This is a genomic window from Pseudovibrio sp. JE062, from assembly GCF_000156235.1.
In the GTDB taxonomy this organism is placed as follows: Bacteria; Pseudomonadota; Alphaproteobacteria; order Rhizobiales; family Stappiaceae; genus Pseudovibrio.
Genome location: NZ_DS996805.1, coordinates 725,619 through 749,170, shown reverse-complemented (window position 1 = coordinate 749,170; position 23,552 = coordinate 725,619). Strand labels below are relative to the sequence as shown.

Genomic DNA, 23,552 nt, shown 5'->3' with positions numbered 1-23,552 from the left:
CACCATGTTTTCATTCAGGAAAACTCTTCTAGGCCTGTTGGTTCTTATGACTTCACAAAGTGTCGTGCCGAGCAGTGCAGCACGTTCCCTCAGCCCCGAAACAGCAGCAGGAGCTGTGGCTCTTCAACAGGGACAGGAGCTGTTGTTTGAGTTGCAAGCCGAGCCGGGTGATTACATCCAGCTCGGCTGGTCCGCCCCATACGGAAGTTTTCACTTAGACAGCGTTGAAAGAACAACCGGCAAACACATACGCCGGTTCATCTCCGAGAACGTCGGCAGAGCGCCATTTCTTTTGGTGGCCGGAGAGCAACCGATCGATCTTAAAGTCTCAGCAGTTCAAGCAGGCCAGTTCACGCTTTCTGTGCTGAGAAAGGTAGCTGTGAGCGAGCAAGTTTCCTCACAAAAAGAATACCTTAGCCCACGCATTGCAAAACTGGCAGAGCACCTGAAAACTGGAGGTACTCCCGATGATTTCTGGTCGGAAGTAGTGGAAACCGGCACTCCTCTTGTTGAAGATCAAGGGAACGGTAACAGCATCCTGACCTTTCTGGCCAAAGATGCGAAAAACGCCGTTCGTTTGCTAGGCGCCCCAACCAGCAATCACGAAGAGTTGGACAGACTTGGCATCAGCGATGTCTGGTTCAAATCATTTGTCGTGCCCAACACGACCCGATTGTCCTATCAGTTGGCAAAAGACGTTCCTCAGATTACCGGCTCATGGATAGAACGCCGCAGAGCAATCCTTGCAACTTTATCAGCTGACCCATTCAACAAATATCCATGGCCTTCAGACGCAATCGATCCATATAATCAACACTCTACGGTTCTTTTGCCCAAAGCCGACAAAGGCCGTTTTTTGCAGGATCGTGGTGGCGCAAAAGGCTCTCTGACCAAACATGTGATAGAGAGCCGGATCCTTGAAAACAAACGCAACATCTGGATCTACCGCTCAGTAGGTTATGAGGTATCAAAAGAAACAGCTCCGCTCCTGCTGATGTTTGACGCAGAGCACTACAACGGTCGCATCTCAGTTCCAACCATTCTGGATAACATGGTCGCGGAAGGCGTTATCCCGCCACTTGCTGCAGTTTTCATCTCCCATATCGACGGAAAAACACGGTCCAGAGAGCTGCCAAACAATGCTGATTTTGCGCAGTTTATGGCCAAAACTCTGCTCCCGTTTGTGGAAGAGGAGTTGGGGGCGCCTTCATCACCGGATAGAACCATTTTGGCCGGGTCCAGCTACGGCGGATTGGCCTCTATCACTGTAGCCCTCCGCTATCCGCAGCAGTTTGGAAACGTCCTCTCCATGTCCGGTTCCTACTGGTATTCAGAGGAGGGAGATGAGAACTATGTCGCCCAACTCATTGCAAGCAAGCCAAAGCAAGACCTCTCATTTTTCCTGAGTGCGGGGCTGTTTGAGAAGGGAGTTGGCGGTCGAGATCGCGGTATCCTCTATTCCAATCAACATGTTAGAGATGTCCTGATAGCAAAAGGCTATCCCGTTCAGATGAGAACATATGCTGCTGGACATGACCTGTTTTCATGGCAAACCATCCTCAGCGATGGCCTCATTTACCTGCTTGGAAATGCCGCACGAAAGTAACCACGCATCACAATTAGATGCACCTGCATAAAAATCTGAGTGTAACCTTCAGGTATTGTTGGACAACTTTTGGTTTTGATTTTAGATAGAGACAAAGCTCAACAGCCAGGCTGCGGCCAAGCCATGAGACATCTATCCAACGGAGTTAGACATGTTTCATCGTGTAAAAAGGTCTGTAGCTGCATTGGCTTGCCTAGCAATGGCCGCATCTCCAGCCCTTGCTGATCAGGTAGAAATCACCACTGCAACAGGCAAAGCCAACGTCACTGTCACACCAAAAAACCTTGTCGTGTTTGATATTGGCGCAGTTGACAACCTGAACGCCTTGGGCGTGCAGCCCTCAGGCGTCGTCAATAAAATGTACGTTGATTATCTGGATGGCGTGCAGTCCAACGCTGAAGTCATCGGCACTCTTTTTGAGCCGGACTTCGAAGCCATCAATGCTCTGGAACCTGAGCTGATCATCGTTGGCGGTCGTTCCAGCAAGCAGGCAAAACCACTCTCCGAGCTTGCACCAACCATCGATATGACCCCGAGCGCCTCTGAGGTGTCCCAGACGCTGCTTGCTCATCTGGAAGCATATGGTAAGGTCTTCAATAAGCAGAAAGAAGCTGCCGAACTTACCAGCAAATACAATGAGTTGCTGAGTGAAGTGAAAGCAGCGGTTAAAGGCAAGGGCAAGGCGCTCTTTGTTTTAACTAACGGTCCAAAAGTTTCTGTTTTCGGCCCGGGGTCACGTTTCGGCTGGTTCCACGATGAACTGGAAATCGAGCCAGCAATGGCCGAAATTGCAGTTGCCTCCCACGGCGAAGCCATTTCGTTTGAATACATCCAGAAGGCAAATCCGGATTGGCTACTGGTTATGGATCGCGCAACAGCAATCGGCAGCGATGCTGAAAATGCACGTCAGGTTCTGGACAATGAACTGGTGACCTCCACAACAGCCTGGAAGAAGGGGCAGGTGATCTATCTTGATCCAGCTGCAACCTACATTGCTCAAGGCGGCTATCAGGCCACCACACGCATCTTCGATCAGCTGCTCGAAGCCTTTAATAAATAACAACTATAGCCAGGAGCTGGGCAAACGTTGCTCAGCTCTAGCCTTTCTCTCGGTGCCCCATGAAAAACATCGGCGTTGCCATCGTCGCTCTGTTCGCTCTTTGCTGCTTCAGCCTGTTTGTAGGTGTTCAGGAAGTCTCCATCACAGATTGGTGGCAAGACCCACAAAATACCGACCTCTTTCTCATCAGCCGAATCCCACGGACACTGGCCGTGGTTTTGACTGGCGCATCGCTTGCGGTCTCAGGCGCCGTCATGCAAATGCTTGCACGCAACAGCTTTGTTGAGCCATCCAGCGTCGGAACGGCTCAAAGTGCAGCTCTCGGTATCTTATTGGTCACATTGCTTTATCCGGCGAGCCCTCTAATCGTAAAGATGATTGTGGCTGCTGCAACTGCCATGATCGGAATGGCAGTTTTTCTGGCAATGATCTCCCGACTACCTGTGACGTCGCCTCTGCTTGTGCCGCTTGTTGGATTGATCTTCGCCGGCATAGTGGAGGCCTTGACCGTCTTTATCGCCTTCCAGACAGATATGCTCCAGTTTCAGGGCACATGGATGAGCGGCGAGTTCTCAGGCATCCTGCGCGGCCGCTATGAACTGCTTTGGCTCTGCGGGGTTCTGGCAATACTGACTTACATCGTAGCCGACCAGTTCACCATCATCGGCATGGGCAAAGACGCCAGCATCAATCTGGGTCTTAACTACAAACAAGTGGTTATCCTTGGTCTGTTTATTCTGGCGCTCTCAACGTCTCTGATCGTCGTAACTGTCGGCATGATCCCGTTTGTCGGGCTGGTCGTGCCCAACATTGCAAGGCGCATGATGGGAGATAACCTGCGGGCGAGCTTGCCCTGGGTGGCTGTTCTCGGTGCATTACTCGTGCTGACCTGCGATCTGATTGGCCGACTTATTCATTTTCCCTATGAAATTCCAGTGGGCACAGTTCTGGGCGTGATTGGCTCCTTTGTTTTCCTGTATCTGCTTTATGCGAGACCAGCCCATGCACGCTAAAAAGCTCATCATTATGGGCGTGTTGCTTGCATTGGCCTGCATCGCGTTCATGACCATTGGCGCCAAGGGCAGCTGGAGCTTCCTTTTGGTGTTCCGTGGCACCAAACTCCTCGCATTATTGCTGGTTTCGGTCGCCATCTCCGTTGCAACACTGCTGTTCCAAACCATCAGCGGAAACCGCATCCTGACCCCATCCATCATGGGATTCGACTCTCTTTATCTGCTCGTACAAACACTGCTGGTCTTCACGCTTGGCGGCTTTACCTACGTGGCTTTGGATGGACAGCTGAAGTTTCTTGCAGAAGTGGGTGTCATGCTCTTTGCGGCAACACTTCTCTTCACAACAATCATGGGTAAAGGAAAGCAGGACCTCCACCGCATGGTGTTGGTCGGCATCATCTTTGGTGTGCTCTTCCGCAGCCTTTCGGGCTTTCTTCAGCGCATAATCGACCCTAATGACTTCGCCATCCTGCAAGGTGCCAGTTTCGCCCAGTTCTCCAGTGTTGATAAGGAGCTATTGGGCGTCAGCATTCTGTTGGTATTCGGTTGCTGCATCGTGATCTGGCGTCTCAGACACACTCTCGATGTCATCGCACTAGGGCGCAACAATGCTATCAATCTTGGTGTCAGCTATGAGCGGACAAGCTTTATCGTTCTCGTTCTGGTCGCAACGCTTGTATCGGTCTCAACCGCTCTGGTTGGGCCTGTAGCCTTCTTCGGCTTGCTGGTCACCAGCCTAGCTCATTTCATTATGAACACGCATCGCCACAGCATTCTTCTGCCTGCATCCATTTTGATCGCAGCGATCATTCTTGTGACTGGCCAGACTGCCTTTGAACGCATTCTGAAGAGCCAATCCACGCTCAGCGTAACCGTAGAGTTCTTTGGTGGCCTTCTCTTCCTACTGCTTCTTTTCCGAGGGAAAATGAAATGATTGAAATAACTGGTGTTTCTCATAGGTATGGAAAGAGCAAGATCCTAAGCGACATCTCGCTCACCATTCAAGACAGCGGCATTACAGCTCTGATTGGTCCAAATGGGGCAGGGAAGTCAACGCTGCTCTCCCTCATGGCCCGCCTTCAACCACTTCAAACCGGCTCTATCTCCTTTGACGGAAAATCCGTCGCTCAGACACCAACCAGAGAACTAGCCAAGACACTCGCAATCCTGCGGCAAGACAACGCCTTAAGCAGCCGCATGTCCCTGAGGGATTTGGTGGGTTTTGGTCGCTACCCTCACCACAAAGGACGGCCAACTGCAAAAGATCACAAAGCCGTAGACGAAGCCCTCGATTATTTTGATCTTCAGGATATGGCGGACAGGTTCATTGATGAAGTTTCTGGCGGCCAAAAGCAACGCGCGCTCGTGGCCATGGCATTCTGTCAGGAAACCAAGTACCTGCTGCTCGACGAGCCCCTGAACAATCTCGACATGTACTACGCCCGTAGCCTCATGAAACGCTTGCGAGAAATTGCCGACGCCCGCCAACGCTCCTTCGTCATCGTCCTCCACGACATCAACTACGCAGGCGCCTACGCCAACGAAATCATAGCCCTAAAAAACGGAGGACTCGCCATCCATGGAACCCCACATGACGTTCTGGAAACCCAAGCCCTGAAGTCTCTATACGCCATGGAAATCACAGTTACCCAGCACCAAGGCCAGCGCGTCGCGCTGCATCATTTGTAAGTGGAGGTAGGGAACTTTGAACTTGCTGATACGAAGCCAAATATAGTGGTGAAAATCACAGAGTTAGAAACAAGTAAATAACAGCTTGCAATCTTATAGTTCGAGCAAACACTTATATGACTTACTCCACCAACATGAAGTAAGTCATATAAACGAGAACGACTGCGCCGTTCTTGTTGATCTTTCAGGTCAAATCTGCACAAATAATTATAATAGCATTAAACAGTACTCTCCCTTTCTTTCGGCAATCTACTACGATCCCAACTGGAACGGATTTCAAGTTAACGATGAATTCAATTGCGTATATTTGGGTTACGCAACTTCGGAAGCTGCTGTAAAGGTTTAAGACTATTAGAAGGAGAAAATAGCACCATAGATAAAAATACTTCAATATTTAATTTAAACTAGCCGAATGTCTACTTATGGCCAAGAGCCCATTACCTTCGCCTCTGCAATATAGCGAATACTTTGCTTGCCGGCTATGTTGCAGCTCACAAGCAATGTTATCTGAGGCAACTAACTGCATCAGTAGTTAAGGTGATAAAGACATTTCAAAGAGGAATCGCTGCCTCGATAAATAGTCAGATTGTTTGCAATCTGAAGATAAGGAGAACACTGCCGGTACCCGCGTTAGCGCGCACATCCAAATAACTTCAAGGCGCTTAAGGGTCAGGCACTACACTATTACAACAACTAACTTTGCCTAGGTATCATCAAAGACGGATGAAGCATGAAATCTTACGCGCCAAGTATGTGTAAGATGAATTAATTTTCACTATTGTAATTTTTCATTACTTATCATTGTGTCGATTTAATAAATATTAATTTATTGTTAATTAATTTAATGAATTTCCTATTTTGCGGTGAACTTATCTGGAGATCTTCTAGAATGAAAGCTGATAAATCGTAATGAATGGACAGTAAATGGTGTTCTTGTGCTTTCGACAGTCAGTTTTAGCACTAGGATTATTGGTATGGTTCCATCCTGACGTTTATGCGCAGGCCGTGATTGATGATGATAATCCCTTGGGCTCAAACCAGACGGTTGGCGGGCCCGGTTCCACACATGGAGATACCTGGAATGTTGGTGGCACAGTCGTCGTTGGTGATAACGGTGCTGGCACTTTAACAGTTCAGCAAGGTGGAGAGCTAACCAGTGGCTTAAGTACGTTAGGCACAAATGGCTCATCAGGAACCGTAACAGTGACTGGCAGTGGTTCGAATTGGACTGCAAGTAGCGGTATTCGCGTCGGGCGCGGAGGGACCGGTATCTTCAATATTGAAGACGGTGCCACAGTTACCAGTACACAGGGTCGTGTTGGGGTGATTGGATCACAAGGCACAGCTACTATTACCGGAACTGGGTCTGCATGGACCATTAATACCGATTTGATTGTTGGGAATGGTGGAACAGGCAATCTTATCGTTGAGCAAGGCGGAGCGCTTATTACTGGTGAAAGCTCTGTTGGCGAGAACAATGGTGGCAGTGGTACGGGCGTTGTAACCATTCGAGATGCAGGATCAACTTGGGATCTCAGTGATCGCTTGCGGGTTGGTATAGCTGGCACTGGCACCGTAAATGTTGAAAATGGCGCTAGCGTTACAAGTACAGAGGGTCAACTTGGCGTATCGAACAACTTAGGTACGGTAAATGTGACTGGAGCAGGGTCTACCTAGGACATTTCTGATGAGCTTGTTGTTGGAGCGACTGGGGCTGCGGGTGGCAACTTGAATATCTCTGATGGTGGATCAGTAACCTCGCAGGGCTCCATTGTTTCTGAGTTTGCGACCAGCAATGGGGCGGTAACGATCACTGGTGCGGATTCAATATGGACTGTTTCTGGAAATATAATCATTGGCCGTCAGGAAGATGCAACTGTTACCATTTCCGATGGTGGGACGCTTGATACCCGTGGGAGCAATACAATTGGCCTCTTTAACGGTACGGGTTCTGTTGTTGTTACGGGTGCAGGTTCGAATTGGACGGCTGCGAACAATATTGTGGCAGGCCGTTCTGCCAGTGCGGTGATCACACTTTCTGAAGGTGGAGTTCTTGAGATTACCGGCGGAAATCGCAGGCTGGTCCTCGGTCAGGAATCTGGTGCTCGTGGGACGCTGAACATTGGTGCCGCAACTGGCGAAGCAGCAGCTGCTGCTGGCACATTCATTGGCAGCCAAGTGCGCCTGACCGCTGGCCGGGATGTGATCGTCTTCAATCACACGAGTACAGATTATACGTTCAGTGCCGGGCTTTTTGGGGATGGTGATGTTCTCATTGAGAACGGCACAACCACGCTGACGGGGAACAATAGCTCTTATTCAGGAACCAACACGATCACGGGTGGCACGCTTCGCGTTACAGATATCGATCAACTCGATGATAGCTCTACTGTCCTTAATGGCGGGAGATTTGTATATGCCGACACATCAAATGGCTCATACTCTGCACTAACGATTGGCAGTAGTGCCGGAACAATTGAGGTCTCGGAGAACTCTGCAACTTTTACAATCTCAAGCGGGCTGACAGGAACAGGAAGCATTACCAAGGACGGAGCCGGCGTTCTTCGTTTAACTGGCGCAAATGATTTTAGCGGCGGAATAACCATAACTGACGGAAGTGTGCAGGTTGATAATATCAGCAGTTTGGGCACGGGCACGACGACTGTTAATGGTGGAACGCTGAGCTACAGTGGAACAGCGAGTGCGACTTACTCCAATCTTGTCTTGAGTGCTGCAGGCGGCGCCTTGGAAGTTACTGAGAGTTCGGGAGTACTTGAGGTTAGCAGCAGTCTTTCGGGGACGGGAAGCCTAACCAAAGATGGAAGCGGAACGCTAGTTCTCTCCGGAACGAACACCTACAGCGGTGGAACGTTTATTACAGGTGGAGTACTTCAAGTCGATGATCTGGACCGCCTGGGAACGGGAGTAACCACACTCAACGGTGGATCCCTCAATTATACAGGAACAGGCGCTGTCACGCTCTCTGATTTGGTTTTAGGTGGTGCTGACAACACGCTTGATATCAGCAATAGTGCGGCGAGTATTACGGTTTCGAGCGGTCTTTCGGGTACGGGCAGCTTAACCAAGAGTGGAGCCGGTACTCTCATCCTTACCGGGACGAACACCTATAGTGGTGGAACAACTGTTTCAGCAGGTACACTGCAAGGTGATAGCTCTAACATTCAGGGAGATATGTTGATTGCCAGCGGGGCTGCTGTGGCTCTTACTCAAGCGACAAGCGGAACCTATAGCGGAGACCTGTCCGGCTCTGGTGCTCTGACTAAGACCGGATCTGGTATTTTGACCCTATCAGGTAATAACTCCGGTTACTCCGGCGTGATCACCGTCAATGGCGGCGGGCTGTCGATCTCGGCTGCCAACCAGTTGGGTACTGGAACCACTCTGCTTAATGGAACATCACTGAGCTATACTGCAGGTACCGACACTACTCTAACCACCGTAGCTTTGGGAGCTGGTGCGAGCACACTAGAGGTGGCCAATGCTGCAGCGGCTGTGACGCTTTCTAGGGATCTATCGGGCACGGGTAGTTTAACCAAGACCGGAGCGGGTACACTTATCTTATCCGGCACCAATACCTATAGCGATGGGACGACTGTTTCTGCGGGAACATTGCAAGTTTCACAGGTTGCGAACTTGGGAACAGGAACCACCACTCTTAATGGGGCGACGCTGGCCTATAGTGGCGTAGGAACAGACAGCTATGGCGCGCTCGCAGTAGGAGCAGCTGGAGCTACTGTCGAAGTGCTGGATCGCAGTGGAGCTCTGCAGTTTACGAACACTGTGACCAGTACGGGAACTTTCACCAAAACTGGCGCCGGATCTCTCGCCTTCAATAGTTCTAGTAACTCATTTGTGGCAGGTCTGACAGTTCAGGAAGGAACGTTGCTGATTGGCGATGCAACGGACTTTAGCGCTGCATCTGTTGAGTCAACTTTTACAGTTGATGCAGACGCTCGCCTTGGGGGGCACGGAACTGCTGACGGGAGTGTTACACTTGACGGTGGCACCATTGCTCCCGGCGCCTCCTTTGGTACCCTCACGCTCGGCAGTCTGGACGCAACAGGCGCTGGAGGCGCGCTGGAAATGGAGATCGGCTCAGACCCAGTATCTGGAATGGTAAATACAGATCAAATCCAGATCCTCGCGGGCGGAAGCGTGGATCTGAATGGCATTGCGCTTAATCTTGTTAACGTAATGGGCCCAACACCCGTCAAAATCGGCGATGAGTTCGTTATTATTGACAATCTCTCCACTCCGGGAACAGAGCCTCCGACTAGCACATTCAGTTCAGTCAACCACGACATGTTCATGCTCGATGTCAACGTTATCTATGGCATCCCAGGAGATGCAAATGATGTTGCGATCCAATTCATCCGAAGCTCAAACAACTTCAATTTTCTGGCAGATACGCGCAACGAACATGCTGTCACGCAAGCATTGGATACCATCAACGAGAGCGGTGACTTATTCACACAACTTGCATCGATGAACAACGCGCAAATTAAAGCTCTTCTCAACCCACTCGCCGGCGAAATCAACGCTTCAACCCGCGCCATCCTCCTTGCTGATAGCCGGTTCCTGCGGCAGGCCGTAAATGATCGTCTCTATACGGCACACAGTGCTTTTGCATCCAAAATGGATGATGACATGGTTTCCCGAACCGTTGGCGACTTTGCGATGTGGGGACAAGCCTATGGCAGCTGGGGGGAATTCTTCTCAGACGGCAATGCCCGGACCTCCGGCAGAAGTGTGGGCGGTGTTCTGGTTGGTATTGATGCGACCTACTTCAATATGGTGCAGCTCGGTGTGGTTGCGGGCTTCGGCAGAACCTCCATCGACATCAGCTCAATCGATGCGTCTTCGGACAGCGACAGCTACAGTGTGGGCGGGTACGCCAGCGCTAATCCGATCGACAATGTCAAACTGCGCGGAGGTGTTGCCGGCACATGGTACAACATCGCAACTGATCGCAATGTTGCTCTCTTTCCGGAAGAAACACTTTCAGCTGACCAGTTTGCTGGCTCCGTACAGGTTTTTGGTGAACTCGGTTACACACTGGAAAGCACCTACGGGAATCTGGAGCCCTTCGCCGGTATCGCCTACGCTTATCTCTCTGGTCCTGGCTTCAACGAAACCGGCGGTGCGGCGGCTCTCAAAGCAGATGGACAGTCCAACGGACTCACCTTCCTGACACTGGGAACACGCGGCGAGTTTGATCTTTCCAACTACCTGTATGGTGAGACAAGCTTTGTCGGCCTCGCAGCCTGGCAATACTCTTCCGCCGACACACTGGACTACACCCAAAGCTTCATCGACAGCGGTATCCCATTCACGGTTGCCAGCGTACCAATTGCCCGCAACGTGGCCCTAATCGAAGCCGGCCTTCAGTCCAACCTCAGTGATCACATCCAACTCAACATAAACTACTACGGCCTCCTTGCCGACGAAGCCGTAGACCACGGCGCCAACGCAAGGCTGTTCGTGCTGTTCTAAGTTGAGAAAAAAGTGCGCTCAGAAATGGAAGGGAAACTATATAATACGGCCCAATTTGTTAGCCACTTTGAGTTTAGGTCGAAGTAGCGCCATCTCTTGTTCAGATCATTTGTGTTGATCTAACCAGCAGGCTTTGTTTCCATTGTTGCTTTGACAGCATCTGGCCAACCAAAGTTGGTGGTGCCGTCTGGTAGGCCGAGCACTCGGTCTATTGTCAAAAACTGTAGGTCGATTGCGGACTGTAGTTTCTCGCCTGCTAACTTTGCATTCTCTGTTCCTCGCGCATCTATAGCTCGAGTGAGAGCAAAATCCAGGAAATTGCTAATATGAAGGATCAGCTCGGCTGCTGTTTCAACGTCTTTGACATTGAATACTCCTTCTTCTCGACCTTTTTGCAGGATTTTTGAAAGAATTGGTGTCGCACCTACGCGCACTCGGCGCTTGAACTGTTCAAGCAAAGCAAGATTGCGATCGAGGTTCATTGTCCGGAAGATTTCCACTTGTGCAGGATAGTCATGTTCACGCAAATAATTTGCCCGCAAGTGCGTGAAGTTGTGCAAGAGATCAATTGCTGAAGACGTCTCGTCTGCGACAACAACGGCCATTTGAGAGAGCACGCCATCAGCCAAACGATCTAAAACTCCAAATAGTAGCTCCTCTTTGGATTTGAAGTGATGATAGAAGCCACCTTTTGATACGTTTGCGAACTCCAATACATCTTGCATTGTTGTTTCTTCGAAGCCTTTGGAGAAAAACAGGATTTGCGCACAATCCAATAGCTGAGCTCGTCTGTCTTCTGGGCGCATGTTCTTGCGTGCAGGTGTTTTCATAAAAATTCCCTTGAAACCGACCGTTGGTCTGTTTATACGGACCCACGGTCGGTTTTATATCCTGGCTACCTCACATGGCAAAGCTCTTTGCCTGCCAAAGTGATGGATACAACTTTCTGGCACAGCATGTTCCCCCAATGTTGCTGTGCCAGAGCCCCAATTTTGAGTTGAGGTTGAAGTCGTGACACATTTCATAAATGCGATGCTGAGAGTTGCTTGATTGATGCGAAAAATGGATACCCTGGCCGGATATTGCAAGGCCAAAACAAAACCTGAGTATTACCAATCTTTCAAACAGTTCACTGTTCCATATCTTAAAACTGAGAGGCTCATACTTCGATCTCCTCTCATGGATGACTGGCCAGCATATCTGAACTTAATGGAGTCACCTCGATCTCACTTTATGGGAGGCCCAGTCTCTGAAAGGTTTGTTTGGGGGATCTTTTGCCACGACGTAGCTCAATGGAAACTATTAGGCCATGGTGCGCTTATGATCGAGGATCGTAGTTCTAAACATTGTGTCAGACAGGTCGGCATAAATGCTGGGCCGTTCTTCCCTGAGCATGAACTAGGTTGGTTTGTATATGAAGGCTTTGAAGGCAATGGATATGCCTATGAAGCAGCAGAAACTTTAAAGTGTTGGGCTTTTAAAGAACTCAGATTGCCAACTCTTGTTAGCTATATTGATCCTGAAAACGCAGAGTCCTGCAGACTTGCTGAACGCTTGCACGGAACCCTCGACATCAATGCTCCCAGGGAAGATCCCGAGGATCTAGTTTTTCGATATGAGGACGACACGTGAGATTAACGCCACAGATGTCTAAAGCTTCGATTGCGTTTCTTGCATGCTCTCTTTTACCGTGCTGGGTAATCAGGCGTTGATTAATGTTTAAGTCCTTGAAAATGATCGGTTGGTTCCTCTGGTGGCCAACACTACTAGTACTCGTGAAGTTAGTCTCATCAAGTCCGAACGACGCATTCCTCTGGCTTTACATCGAGGCCTGGCGTTTCTTTTGAGAAGGGCACAGCGGTGTCCGAGAAGAAAGAGGCACACTTGGGCACGCATCTCAACTAAGCTTGAAGCTTCTCAGTTCTAGAAACGAGCGCCTTCTGATCCAGCATTTTCAATATGCGTTTGAAGTGATGGATACTGATGCTTGGTCAAGGTTTCACCTTTGATTTATTTAGGATATTCAAAGTTTATGTCTGATGGTCGCAAACTACTTTTCTGGACGTCTCTTGGCTTTACCGTCTGTGGTTTACTAATACCACTGGTTACGGATGCCAGCGGCACGCAGACCTATATAAATCTTGCTAGTTTTATTCTGATCTACACTATCGGTGTTGGGCTCTTAACAGCCATAACTTTCGGGATGAACCGATTGAGGGCCAAGGCAAACTTAAGTTGGCCGGCAATAGCTTTGCTACCGAGCAAGGCCATGGTGGTCTTCATGATTGGTTTTGGCCTGTTTTGGTATGATTTCAGTACACCAAGACCGCATGCGATATTGGGTGAGTATACTTACTCTTATGCACTCCCAACTTTAAGAAAAGATGGCTGGCCTGTTGGAGAAGCAGCAAGTGAAGGCATCGATACAAAGGTCATAAAGACAATTGTTGAGCGCTTTGTAAACGATCCTAAGTTCAAGTGGCAACATAGCTTTATCTTAATCAAAAACAACAAGGTGCTGGTAGAAGAATATTTCTATGAGCATACAGCTGACACTTTGCATGACTGGCGATCAGCAAACAAATCCATAACATCAATCTTGGTTGGAATAGCGCTCCAACAAGGATTTATCTCTGGTGTTAATGGCCCAATTTCTATGTACTTGCCTGAGTATGGGGAGTTGTTTGCAAGAGCTCCCCGTAAAGCAGCTATTACGATAAAACATATGCTCACCATGCAATCAGGTCTTGATGCCAACGATTGGAATAAAAGCTCTCCTGGAAATGAAAACAGGATTTATCAAAGTGATGGAGATTGGATACGTAAGCTGTTCGCTCTGCAAATGATTAATGAGCCCGGCACTACATTTTCTTATTCGAGCATCGGGGAAATTGCACTGCGGCAAGCTATTGTGAATGCAAGTGGTATGCCGCTCGATGAGTTTGCGAAGAAATACTTGTTTGAGCCTTTGGGTATTCAAAACTACCAATGGACACACAGGCTTCTTAACCGGAGTGATGTTCCTTATCGGGTTCAGTTAACAAGCCGTGATTTCGCGAAACTTGGACAGCTCTACTTAAACCAAGGGACTTGGGAGGGTGAGCAGATAGTTTCCTTTGACTGGGTTAAAGCTTCCACGACTAAGCATGCAACGACTACCGATAAACGGCTAGGTTTTCCCGACTACGGATACCTCTGGTGGAAGCACGATTTTTGGGTAGAAGATGAGCTGTTTGAGGGTTTCCAGGCCCAGGGGAATGGAGGACAGTTCTTGTTTGTCTTTCCCAAACTGAACTCAATCATTGTGTTTACCAGCAGAAACTTCAGCAACAGCCGCCAAATCAATCCGTTACTAATCACGCGTGATGAGATTGTGCCGATGTTGGCTGCCATGCCGCGCTAGTTTTGGACGCTTGATGAGAGTTAACATAGTTAAAGGGCGCAGTTATGCACCCATTATCGCACGCTTCATATCGAGGGCGTTATAGCTGCAACCAGAAGCGGCCTTCACCTCGCACAGCAACTAATACATACCTAATTATGGCCCCTGAAATACTAAATATGCTCCGAGTAATCATCACACTGCCGCCTTGTAGACACTGATTTCAAACCCATCTTTTGCATACGACAATTTTGGCTCGATGAGGTGGGTGAGGGATGGCATGGAGGAGTGGTCGTGATCTCGTAAACTTAAAAGTTGTCGATGTATTTTCTGCTAGGCGGGTTAAAGAGAGTACATCGATTATACAGGGTAAGACCGGCAAGCCAGTTCAGCTTGAGATTACAGATGGAACCAGAGTAACCTTGTCCAAGTAAATGAATAGTCCTGAAGTGATTGGATCTCGTCCGTAAGGCCAGAACTAAGATCTTATGGGATACATTGGGATCGACCTGAAAGATGCTTTCTCAATTTCAGAGAAAATCGAGATTTAGTATCTGGGGAACTGGAAAGAGGCAGCTCTCCAATCCTTTCTAGCAATTCACCTGATTATTGCGGATATTCAACTAAGTGAAAGATCTAAACCGCTGTCTTACCTTTACTATTCGTCATTATGCGCTTTTCCGATAGGTTCGAATTTTTTGAGCTAGCCACACGTTTTTTCGTTACTTCTCCTTAAGCGCGTGTGCGATTTGGTCCTGTAGAGGTTTTACGAAGTAGGAGAGGACGGTGCGTTCTCCGGTCTGGCCGTTGAGCTTTGGCATCTCGCTCTCCAGGATCTTCAGGCGTGCCAGATAGAACGGCTCGCCGGTGACCTCATCACGGGTCAGATCCGGAGAGACGTTGAGCACGGCAGCGCTCAGCTCCGGTGTGGTGCGCTGGTCGAAGGCGGTAAGGCGCACGTAGGCGTCCTGTCCCACTTGCAGCTGGTCCACATCAATTGGCTGCACCCGGCTTTCGATCACCAGTTCGCTGTCTTCGGGTACCACCAGCATCAAGGTATCGCCCGGTGCTATCACGCCGCCCACGGTGTGAACCGCAAGCTGGTGCACATAGCCGGATTGCGGCGCGCGGATGTCGATGCGCTTGAGGCGGTCCTCAGCGGCAACTTCCTGTTCTTCCAGCTCGGCAATCTGGTAGCGTATTACTCGCCATTTATCATGCCGTTGTAAGTGGCATATGATTTCATAGAACGTACAAATCGCCTCAATGAGCTTAATGTAGTTAGTTATACCTTACGTAAAAGTAAATAATAATAAATCCTACAACCTATGATATAGCGCACATGAAATATGTATTTAAATGTAATCGGAACTGCATTTGCATTCATATTTATCGATTTATCTGCTACTTACATATTAAATGTTGGGGTGGGTAAATTTTCCGATGTATGTGAAGCGTTTGTTCTCTACGACTGCGTTAAGCGGTCTGTTGTATTTTATGGCTCAGTCCGTTTATGCGGAACCAATTGAAAACAATACTACATTACAGAGACCAGAAGGCGATTACGCTGGATTTGATGGCTCAGCCAGTGACAAGAAGGCACTATTTTACCGTGAAACCTTAGGCTCAACAGATGCTTTGACTGGCAGTGTCGATGCCGGAGCAACTTCTGATCCTGCCGAAGTACAAAGCTGGAATGGGGTCGATGCCTATGACGCCTTTACTGAGGAAGTATACCTTGCAGCTCTCTCATCACCTACACCATTTACTTCTGACGTAGACATCACGCTCTATCTGACACGTCAGACATCGACAGACGCAGAGAGTCTGTCAATCGATGCAGTCGGCTTATGGTCTGAGACAGATGATGAGATCACCAACTCTGGCAGCATCCTCATTGATGCGACCGCTGGCGATACGACTTCCGGCGGAGATGCATACTCTAAAGCAGAGGCCGTAGGTATCCGTGGTGGAAACATTGCGAACACTGGTGATGTCACTCTTTGGGCACACAGTGGAGAGGCAACAGCTCACAACAACGCATTTGTAAACTCTGAAGCTACGGGACTGGTTGGCACAAATATCGAAAACTCAGGCAAGATTTCGGTTACAGCTCTTGCAGGTAATGGCGAAGCCTCCACAGGGTTTGTCAGCGCAGATGCATACGCTTACGGCATTCGTGGCGACTTGATTACCAATCACGGAGAACTGAGTGTTACTGCCTCTACCGAAACAGGTACTATTCAGGCCCGTGGCCTCTACGCGTATGAAGAGACAGTAACCCTAAACACCGGTGATATTACAATTTCCGGGACGGCTGGAGACAACGCGCAGCTCTTCGGAATATATGCATATGACGGAACAGTGGGTACAAGCACTGGCAATATCAACGTTATTGGCGTTACTGTTGATGGCCGGGTTCAAGCTGCTGCAATCGATGTTCATAGTGGGTCTCTTAGCAATAATGAGGGCACACTTTTTGTCGATGCATCTTCCACACACGGACGCATCGAAACCTATGGCATACGCGCAACCAGTGGGCAGGTGGGGACCAACACCGGCAATATTTCCGTTCTGAGTGAAACAGAAGATGAAAAGGTCGAGGCTTACGGCATAAGCAGTGGAACACTCGACCTGAACTCCGGTGATATTCACATCTCCGCAGTTAGCAGAGATGACATCGTCCGAGCCTATGCCATTGAGGTTGAAACGACAAAGAACACTGGTAGTCTCGAGGTTAGCGCTAGATCCAGCAAAAAAGACGTCTCCGCATACGGTATTAAAGGCCAGACAGAGACCAATGAAGGCTCGATCTCCGTTTCTGCAACTTCTGACGAAAGTTACGTGTACTCCTACGGAATTCAGGGAGTTGTGGACACTAACACGGGACTGATTGAAGTTGAAAGTATCACCACTGAAGGCTTTGCCTATGCTCACGGCATCCAAGGAAACACTCAGAAGAATGAAGGCGACATAAGAGCCGAAGCAACTGCAGTTGAGGACTATGCCTACGCTTTTGGTATCCAAAATGGTGTGACTGAAAACACTGGTGACATTCAGGTAACTGCAAGAAGCACAGAGCAACAAGCCTATGCCTATTCAATCCAAGGCGGAGCAGGCACCAACACTGGTGATTTGACCACCACGAGTATGAGCGAGAACTCATACGCGTATGCTTACGGCATTCAAGGCGAAGTCACTACGAACAGCGGTAATATTCAGGTCACAGCTCGTGGAGCTCAACAAGCTTTCGCTTATGGAGTACAAGGCAACACAACCGCGAACTTGGGGGCGCTCACTGTTTCAGCCCACTCGACAAATGAGTATGCTCAAGCATTCGGCATCAGTGGTACCGTCAACACAAACGATGCCGATATCTCAGTTGAAGCTTTCGCTGGTACTGATAACTACAGCACATTTGCACGAGCTTATGGCCTGCACAGCTATCAAAGCGGAGATACCCCTGACAACATTTCTCGAAACAGCGGTGACATTAGCATAGTTGCAGCAGCTGGTGACACAGACGATACGAACGGCAACATTCACGCCTCTGCCAAAGCCTATGGAATATTTCTTGAGGCTTACAATGCAGACGATCCAATCTATGGAACCATCTCTGAAAACCATGGTAACATAGAGATCATCGCAAACGGCGCAGAACTCACAGGTTCTTCTGACATCAATGAGGAGAATGGTCGGGTAGACGCAATTGGCGTTCTTGCAAATGTGGACACGAACACCGGTGATATTAAGGTAGCAGCAACTGGCTCTTCCATTGTGGGGGCCAGCAAAGCGGACCTGGTTGTAGAGGCCTATGGCATTAGAGGCAACGTTGCCACAAACTCCGGCACTGTCTGGGTCAAAGCAGTTGCGGGAACGAACGATGGCGGTACCGTCAGTTCATATGTACAAACCTCTGGCCTCAGAGGAGCGGTGGGCACAAACAATGGCGACATAACTGTTCATGGTGAATCTGCAGCGGACTATGTTCACGCTTACGGCATCGATACATACAAAGGCGATTTGACTGCAAACTCCGGCTCTATCAATGTGACAGGCATTTCAGGTACCGACCACGTGCAGGCATCAGGTATCGACATTTACGAAGGCGATATTGGGACCAACAGCGGAGCCATTGAAGTTTATGGCCAATCTGAGCAGCGGTATGTTCAGGCGACAGGCATCGACATCTTTCAAGGCTCAATTGATACCAATAGCGGTAAGATCAGCGCTCGCGGTTTTTCTAAGGAAAGCTATGTTCAGTCTACGGGTATCGATCTTACAGACGGTAACCTGACCACAAACACTGGCGATATCTATGTGAAAGCCGTTTCCGAGCAGGATTATACTCGCGCGAAAGGTATCGATGGTCCGTTGGACAACAACCACGGAGCCATAACATCCATCTCAATCGCGCAGGCAGATTACAGTAGGGCCTACGGGATCTACGATTTTGATGCAGGCTCTACGCCAAGCGACCTTACTGAAAACACTGGTATTATTGAGGTTTTAGCTCAATCCGGCGATATCGTTGAATCTGATCGTGATATCAATAGCACTGCAGAAGCTTATGGCATTCAACTCACCGCTTTCAACTCCGATGATCCAATTCATGGAACTATTGCGAAAAACACTGGCGACATAACGGTTTTTGCAAACGGTGGCTTGGTTACAGGTACATCGAACACACACAATGTAGATGCCACAGTCCAAGCCTATGGTGTTCAGGCGAATATTACCGAAAACACAGGCCACATCTACGTAGAAGCCAATGGAACTTCTGCTAACAACCTGAGTAACGGAGATCTGTTGACAAGAGCATACGGCATTGATGGGGACGTTGAAGTAAACTCCGGAAACATCACTGTCTTTGCACGTGCAGGAACAAGCGATACAGGGACTGTCAATACTGGCACTTACGCCTACGGCATCAATGGCGCTACTGGTATAAACGAGGGCCAGATCCATGTTGAGAGCCACTCAGAAGATTTTGTCTATGCCACCGGCCTCAATGATGTGGTTTCACTCGAAAACCGGGAAAAAGTAACGGCTCTTGCTACCTCAAAAGACGACTTTGTCTATGCAACTGGTATTGCTGGGGATGCAGGTGCTGAGGTCACAAAGAATAGCCATCAGGTTCATGCAATAGCGGAAAGTGAATCCCGTTTCTCATATGCATATGGTATTCGCGCTGATGTTGGAGAAAACAGCGGAGATATCATTGCTCAAGCAATCAGCGGGACATCAGCTTCAAGCACTCCAGCCGAATATGTCTATGCCTACAGTGTCAGTGGAGGTCTTGAAAGCAACAGTGCAATCATTAAGGCTGACGCAACTTCATATGGAGACCAGGCAACTGCCTATGGCGTAGCACAAGCCTCAGGAACACTCACAAACACAGGTGTCATTTCTGCGAGGGCGCAATCCATTTCGCATGGGGGAGACAATGATACAGCAAACGCTTACGGCATTTATCTTAAGAACGATCTGACATTAGATTCTCAAGGACTTATCCTTGCCAGCGCGTCCGGAGACGCGGATAGTAAAGCCTACCAAGTCCATACTGATGGTTTTGACCTGAGCATCGAGAACTACGGCATGCTACTGGGTTCAGATCTACAGCTTACTGATTATGAAGGAACAATTCAGTCGGACACTGGCAACAACGTTACCTTTGATAATGCAGATCTTTACGTCTACGTTGATCCAGTCAACTTGCAGGAAGGAGAGTACAGCTTACCAAGTCTTGTCGAAAACAAGACACTAACAGAAGGTCAGTTTGAGGACTTCGCCAATATTGATGTGCTTCGTTCTCAACTTGGCACAGACTGGACTGTTGGATTTGTCGAGCAAACCGGTACGGCAGGTGAACAGAAAATCATCTTCAATTACGCTCCAGAGAGTTCCGCTGCGCTTGTATCTGCTGCGGCAACCCGGCAAATGGCGTTAAACTTGCAAAATCTGGTCGATGGGCAACTGGACAACCTCTGGCTTAACAGCCTGAGTTCCTCAATTAATTCAGAACAGTCCCTCAACAGTTATGCGCCAGTTGCTCCAAAGAGCGAGGGACTAGCTGCGATTAACAAAGCCGCACCGTCTGGGATGTATGGCGATGGCTTTGAACAGACAACTCAGGTTTACATGCAGGGTGTCCTATCCCAGCAAGCTGCCAACTATGACCCCGTGGGTTACAATGTTTACTCTCAGGGATTGCTTGTCGGCCTGAATAGCACAATCACAGAAAATATCCTTGTTGGAGCAAGTGGTTACAACGGCCAAGGGAAGCTTGATTTTACCGGGAATGGCTTTGAGAACGGCTCCGAAGATATCAAAATTTATGCCGTAGGTGTACAGGCATCCTATCAGTATGGCTCAGCTCTTTTGGGCTTGAGTTCACTTTACACGCATTCTGAGAATGATTTTGCCAATGCCACAAGTACAGGATCCAGAACAGGCTCTTTCACAACAGATACTCTCACGACAAGATTGGCATTGAAGTACAAGAGTGAATTCGCTGGTAACCGCTTTACGCCCGAAGTTGCTTTAACTCATGTGTGGTTCAAGCAAGATGACTTCACCACCTCTGGTACAAGCCACTTGGATACTCGTTACAGCGATTTGAACGAGAATGACCTCTATTTGTCTGCCAACCTCGGTTGGAGTCGCGACTTCAATCTTGGAGAATGGGTTGTAAAGACAAATGCAAAACTTGGGGTACTTCACGCACTTACGAGCAATGAAGTTGCCGGCGAAGTTTATCAGGCAGCTGCAGTGGAAGAATTAGTCTTCGGCGCAGACCGGACATATCTTAACACCTCAGCAGGGCTCACTCTCACATCAGGGAATCTTTCCGCCTCACTCAACTACACAGGCAGCTTTTCTGAGAATACTTCACACAGAACACTGCAAGGTAGAGTTAAATACCAATTTTGAAGGAATGCTGTTTTCCGATGAATGCAGTTGTTTGAAAAGCGGGCAGCCAGTTCTAATCAACAAAGTCCGGCAAACTTTGTTCACGTACGAAATACATTTGATTTTGTATGTAATTAAATGATTGCATGAGGATCTTGAAACGCTCAACGGCATTAGCGCTAGGATGTTTCTTCGACCCTAGCTGAAACAAGCCGAATGTCTGCAGTTAGTCCGACATCATTGCAATTTCAGTCAGTAAGAAACTTTTCCGAAAACTATACCGCACAATGCAGGTCCTTTAAATTACGCTTGCCAAGCTGACCTCATTACTGTCTTCTACCTGCTGTAAGATTAGCTAGATGTGGTGGTTAAGGGTGGTATGGAGGAGCCGTCATGACCATATCAAACCTTCCCATGATCTGACCAGTAAAACCAGCCTGGAATCGTGGTAGGATTGTCGGGCAAAAGCGTCCTTTGCTACCAAAACACGTTTGGGCCATTCGTGTTCGCCTTGAGCTTGCAGGCAAAGTACGTGAACTAGCTTTGTTCAATACAGCAATCGATAGCAAACTCAGAGGGTGTGACCTTGTACGCCTTAAGGTTGTCGATGTCTTTATTGCAAGGCGAGTGAAAGAGCGTACTTCAATAATACAGAGTAAGACCGGCAAGCCTGTGCAGTTTGAACTCATGGAGGGAACCAGATCAGCTTTGTCAAAATGGATAGACAGTCCAGAAATGATTGCGTCAGAGTACCTGTGGCAGGTCGGTTTCATGACAGGCCGCATGTTTCGACACGACAATATGGCCGAATGCTGAAAGAGTGGGTTTTATCAATCGGGTTAGAACCAAGCTCTTACGGCACACACTCAATGCATAGAACTAAGGTCGCGCAGATCTACAAGGAGATTGGTAACCTTCGTGCTGTGCAGCTTCTTCTTGGCCACACAAAGATGGACAGTACTGTCAGATACCTCGGTATAGACCTTGAAGATGCACTCTCGTTATCAGAGAAAATCGACATTTAGCAATCAAGGAGCTGGTAGGGAGCAGCTCCGAACTCTTCGGTTGTCAACGTGACCAATTGAAACTCTGCAACTAACAGTATGGTGTGTTGACAATAAGAGCGATGTTCAGAATACGTGATAATGTGTACACCTCAACGTATTTTAAGGAACCTTGGCCATGACAGGATTGTTGGATCACGGGAGCCTCAAGTTCGTTGATCTACTTAGCCCAAAGGTCGAGGCCGCTTTTGCAGCTGTCGAGCAGCGCCATACCTATCAGGACGGCCGCACGATCTTCTCGACCGGTGATGAGGGTGATCGCCTGCTCATTGTGCGTTCAGGGGCAGTTAGAATGGGGCGTTTCAGCTCCAGTGGCCGAGAAACAATCCTTGCAGTGCTTGGCGAGGGCCACTTCATTGGCATCATAGGCGTGCTGACTGGGCGCAAGCGAACGCAAAATGCTGTTGCAGTTGGTAAAACGACGATTGGTTATGTTCACAAAGCTGATTTTCTGACGCTAATGGATGCCCATCCCGAAATCGCCCGCGCAGCTTTGCCGGCTACGTTGAGCCGTTTGAATGTGGCGCTGAACATGCTGGACGATCTGCGTTTGCTGCCTTTGCCTGCTTATACAGCGGTGTTTTTGCAGAACATGCTCGAAGCTTCAGAAGTGCGAGGGATGCTCAACTGGAACCAGTCCGAGTTGGCTGTCGCTGTGGGCACCTCACGTGTTTCTATGGGTAAAGCGCTCAAACAGCTGGAAAAAAATGGTCTGATCGTACTGAAGTATGGCGCAATTGCCGTGCCGGACGAGCAAGCTCTGTCAGACTGGATTGATGCCGCCAGAGCCGAGCATTTATCTCTCTGAGATCGGACCGCCCATGCCATGTGCATAAATCCGAGTAAACAGCCAGATTGCTAAGTTCTTAGCATTCTTTGCGTTACCGACTACGTACAATCCCTCTGTATTTTCATCCCATTGATATTCAAGTGTCAGCATTTTGACCGCTGCCGCCTGAATATCAGAGCGTCGTCTGGCGAGTGACTGGGAAGAGAGCTTTAGCGACTACGCTTAGGGGACATTCTATGTATGCGGTCAAACACATTTGAGAGCGCTCCAGAGGCAGCATTTTGGGGCGTTGGTTCAAAGCTCAGATTCAGTCCTCCGCGAGTTGCCATCAAGCGCCCCCCTGTTTGCATCTCTGCTCCGCTGGTTGGTGGTGTTGGTGCTGCTGACTGCGGGAGTGTTCTTCGCTGGATTAAGTGCACGAGCACAAATCATCCTCACCGTCTCACCGCTTGGCGTTCTGTATGTAGGGCTAAACATGGTCCATTCCTTCAATGCTGAAGATTGAAGCTCCCCGTTTTTCGC

13 protein-coding genes and 1 pseudogene are annotated in these 23,552 nt (G+C 48.9%); 12 read left to right on the top strand and 2 right to left on the bottom strand.

The features are described 5' to 3' along the window. The first annotated feature begins 46 nt into the window (after window positions 1-46). The 7 genes from PJE062_RS03160 to PJE062_RS03130 all read left to right on the top strand — a co-directional run bounded on the left by PJE062_RS03160 (window position 47) and on the right by PJE062_RS03130 (window position 10,882). A complete protein-coding gene (locus PJE062_RS03160) occupies window positions 47-1,606 on the top strand; it encodes an alpha/beta hydrolase-fold protein (RefSeq protein ID WP_208982116.1) in 1,560 nt (519 codons plus the stop codon). Window positions 1,607-1,757: 151 nt separating this feature from the next. Then, a complete protein-coding gene (locus PJE062_RS03155; RefSeq protein WP_008546478.1) occupies window positions 1,758-2,666 on the top strand; it encodes a siderophore ABC transporter substrate-binding protein in 909 nt (302 codons plus the stop codon). Between the two features lie 59 nt (window positions 2,667-2,725). Then, complete coding sequence (locus PJE062_RS03150; protein ID WP_008546364.1) at window positions 2,726-3,679, top strand: ABC transporter permease; 954 nt, start codon at window positions 2,726-2,728, stop codon at window positions 3,677-3,679. Continuing rightward, complete coding sequence (locus PJE062_RS03145) at window positions 3,654-4,613, top strand: iron chelate uptake ABC transporter family permease subunit (protein WP_037035857.1); 960 nt, start codon at window positions 3,654-3,656, stop codon at window positions 4,611-4,613. Before PJE062_RS03150 ends, PJE062_RS03145 begins: the two co-directional genes overlap by 26 nt. After that, window positions 4,610-5,368 (top strand): ABC transporter ATP-binding protein, encoded by a 759-nt coding sequence (locus PJE062_RS03140; RefSeq protein ID WP_008546664.1) that lies wholly within the window; start codon window positions 4,610-4,612, stop codon window positions 5,366-5,368. Before PJE062_RS03145 ends, PJE062_RS03140 begins: the two co-directional genes overlap by 4 nt. Before the next feature lie 969 nt (window positions 5,369-6,337). Next, entirely contained in the window at window positions 6,338-7,045 is a 708-nt protein-coding gene (locus PJE062_RS03135) for a hypothetical protein (RefSeq protein ID WP_037035855.1), read from the top strand. 51 nt (window positions 7,046-7,096) lie between these two features. Beyond that, complete coding sequence (locus tag PJE062_RS03130; protein WP_008546793.1) at window positions 7,097-10,882, top strand: autotransporter-associated beta strand repeat-containing protein; 3,786 nt, start codon at window positions 7,097-7,099, stop codon at window positions 10,880-10,882. A 119-nt stretch (window positions 10,883-11,001) separates the two neighbouring features. On the opposite strand, the gene PJE062_RS25750 is transcribed toward PJE062_RS03130, so the two are convergent. Next, complete coding sequence (locus tag PJE062_RS25750) at window positions 11,002-11,712, bottom strand: TetR/AcrR family transcriptional regulator (protein ID WP_008546324.1); 711 nt, start codon at window positions 11,710-11,712, stop codon at window positions 11,002-11,004. Between the two features lie 232 nt (window positions 11,713-11,944). Here PJE062_RS25750 and PJE062_RS03120 point away from each other — a divergent pair, with 232 nt between their 5' ends. Next, window positions 11,945-12,514, top strand: a complete 570-nt coding sequence (locus PJE062_RS03120; protein WP_083793208.1) for a GNAT family N-acetyltransferase — start codon at window positions 11,945-11,947, stop codon at window positions 12,512-12,514. Window positions 12,515-12,869: 355 nt separating this feature from the next. Beyond that, window positions 12,870-14,285, top strand: coding sequence for a serine hydrolase (locus PJE062_RS03115; RefSeq protein WP_157039030.1), 1,416 nt, complete (start codon window positions 12,870-12,872; stop codon window positions 14,283-14,285). A gap of 701 nt (window positions 14,286-14,986) precedes the next feature. Here the strand turns inward: PJE062_RS03115 and PJE062_RS03110 are convergent. Then, entirely contained in the window at window positions 14,987-15,445 is a 459-nt protein-coding gene (locus PJE062_RS03110; RefSeq protein ID WP_247643101.1) for an HlyD family efflux transporter periplasmic adaptor subunit, read from the bottom strand. Between the two features lie 316 nt (window positions 15,446-15,761). Between PJE062_RS03110 and PJE062_RS03105 the strand changes: the two genes are divergently transcribed. From PJE062_RS03105 to PJE062_RS03095, 3 genes and pseudogenes are all read left to right on the top strand, one after another. After that, complete coding sequence (locus PJE062_RS03105) at window positions 15,762-21,197, top strand: autotransporter outer membrane beta-barrel domain-containing protein (protein ID WP_157039029.1); 5,436 nt, start codon at window positions 15,762-15,764, stop codon at window positions 21,195-21,197. 453 nt (window positions 21,198-21,650) lie between these two features. Then, a pseudogene (locus PJE062_RS03100) lies at window positions 21,651-22,201 on the top strand (tyrosine-type recombinase/integrase). Between the two features lie 157 nt (window positions 22,202-22,358). Next, complete coding sequence (locus tag PJE062_RS03095) at window positions 22,359-23,048, top strand: Crp/Fnr family transcriptional regulator (protein ID WP_008546390.1); 690 nt, start codon at window positions 22,359-22,361, stop codon at window positions 23,046-23,048. Window positions 23,049-23,552 lie beyond the last annotated feature (504 nt).

Bases quoted from the DNA above. Each gene is read 5' to 3' on its own strand.
- PJE062_RS03160 (WP_208982116.1), top strand. From the start codon at position 47: ATGACTTCACAAAGTGTCGTGCCGAGCAGTGCAGCACGTTCCCTCAGC.
- PJE062_RS03120 (WP_083793208.1), top strand. From the start codon at position 11,945: ATGGATACCCTGGCCGGATATTGCAAGGCCAAAACAAAACCTGAGTAT.
- PJE062_RS03095 (WP_008546390.1), top strand. From the start codon at position 22,359: ATGACAGGATTGTTGGATCACGGGAGCCTCAAGTTCGTTGATCTACTT.
- PJE062_RS03155 (WP_008546478.1), top strand. From the start codon at position 1,758: ATGTTTCATCGTGTAAAAAGGTCTGTAGCTGCATTGGCTTGCCTAGCA.
- PJE062_RS03105 (WP_157039029.1), top strand. From the start codon at position 15,762: ATGGCTCAGTCCGTTTATGCGGAACCAATTGAAAACAATACTACATTA.
- PJE062_RS03145 (WP_037035857.1), top strand. From the start codon at position 3,654: ATGCGAGACCAGCCCATGCACGCTAAAAAGCTCATCATTATGGGCGTG.
- PJE062_RS25750 (WP_008546324.1), bottom strand. From the start codon at position 11,712: ATGAAAACACCTGCACGCAAGAACATGCGCCCAGAAGACAGACGAGCT.
- PJE062_RS03150 (WP_008546364.1), top strand. From the start codon at position 2,726: ATGAAAAACATCGGCGTTGCCATCGTCGCTCTGTTCGCTCTTTGCTGC.
- PJE062_RS03140 (WP_008546664.1), top strand. From the start codon at position 4,610: ATGATTGAAATAACTGGTGTTTCTCATAGGTATGGAAAGAGCAAGATC.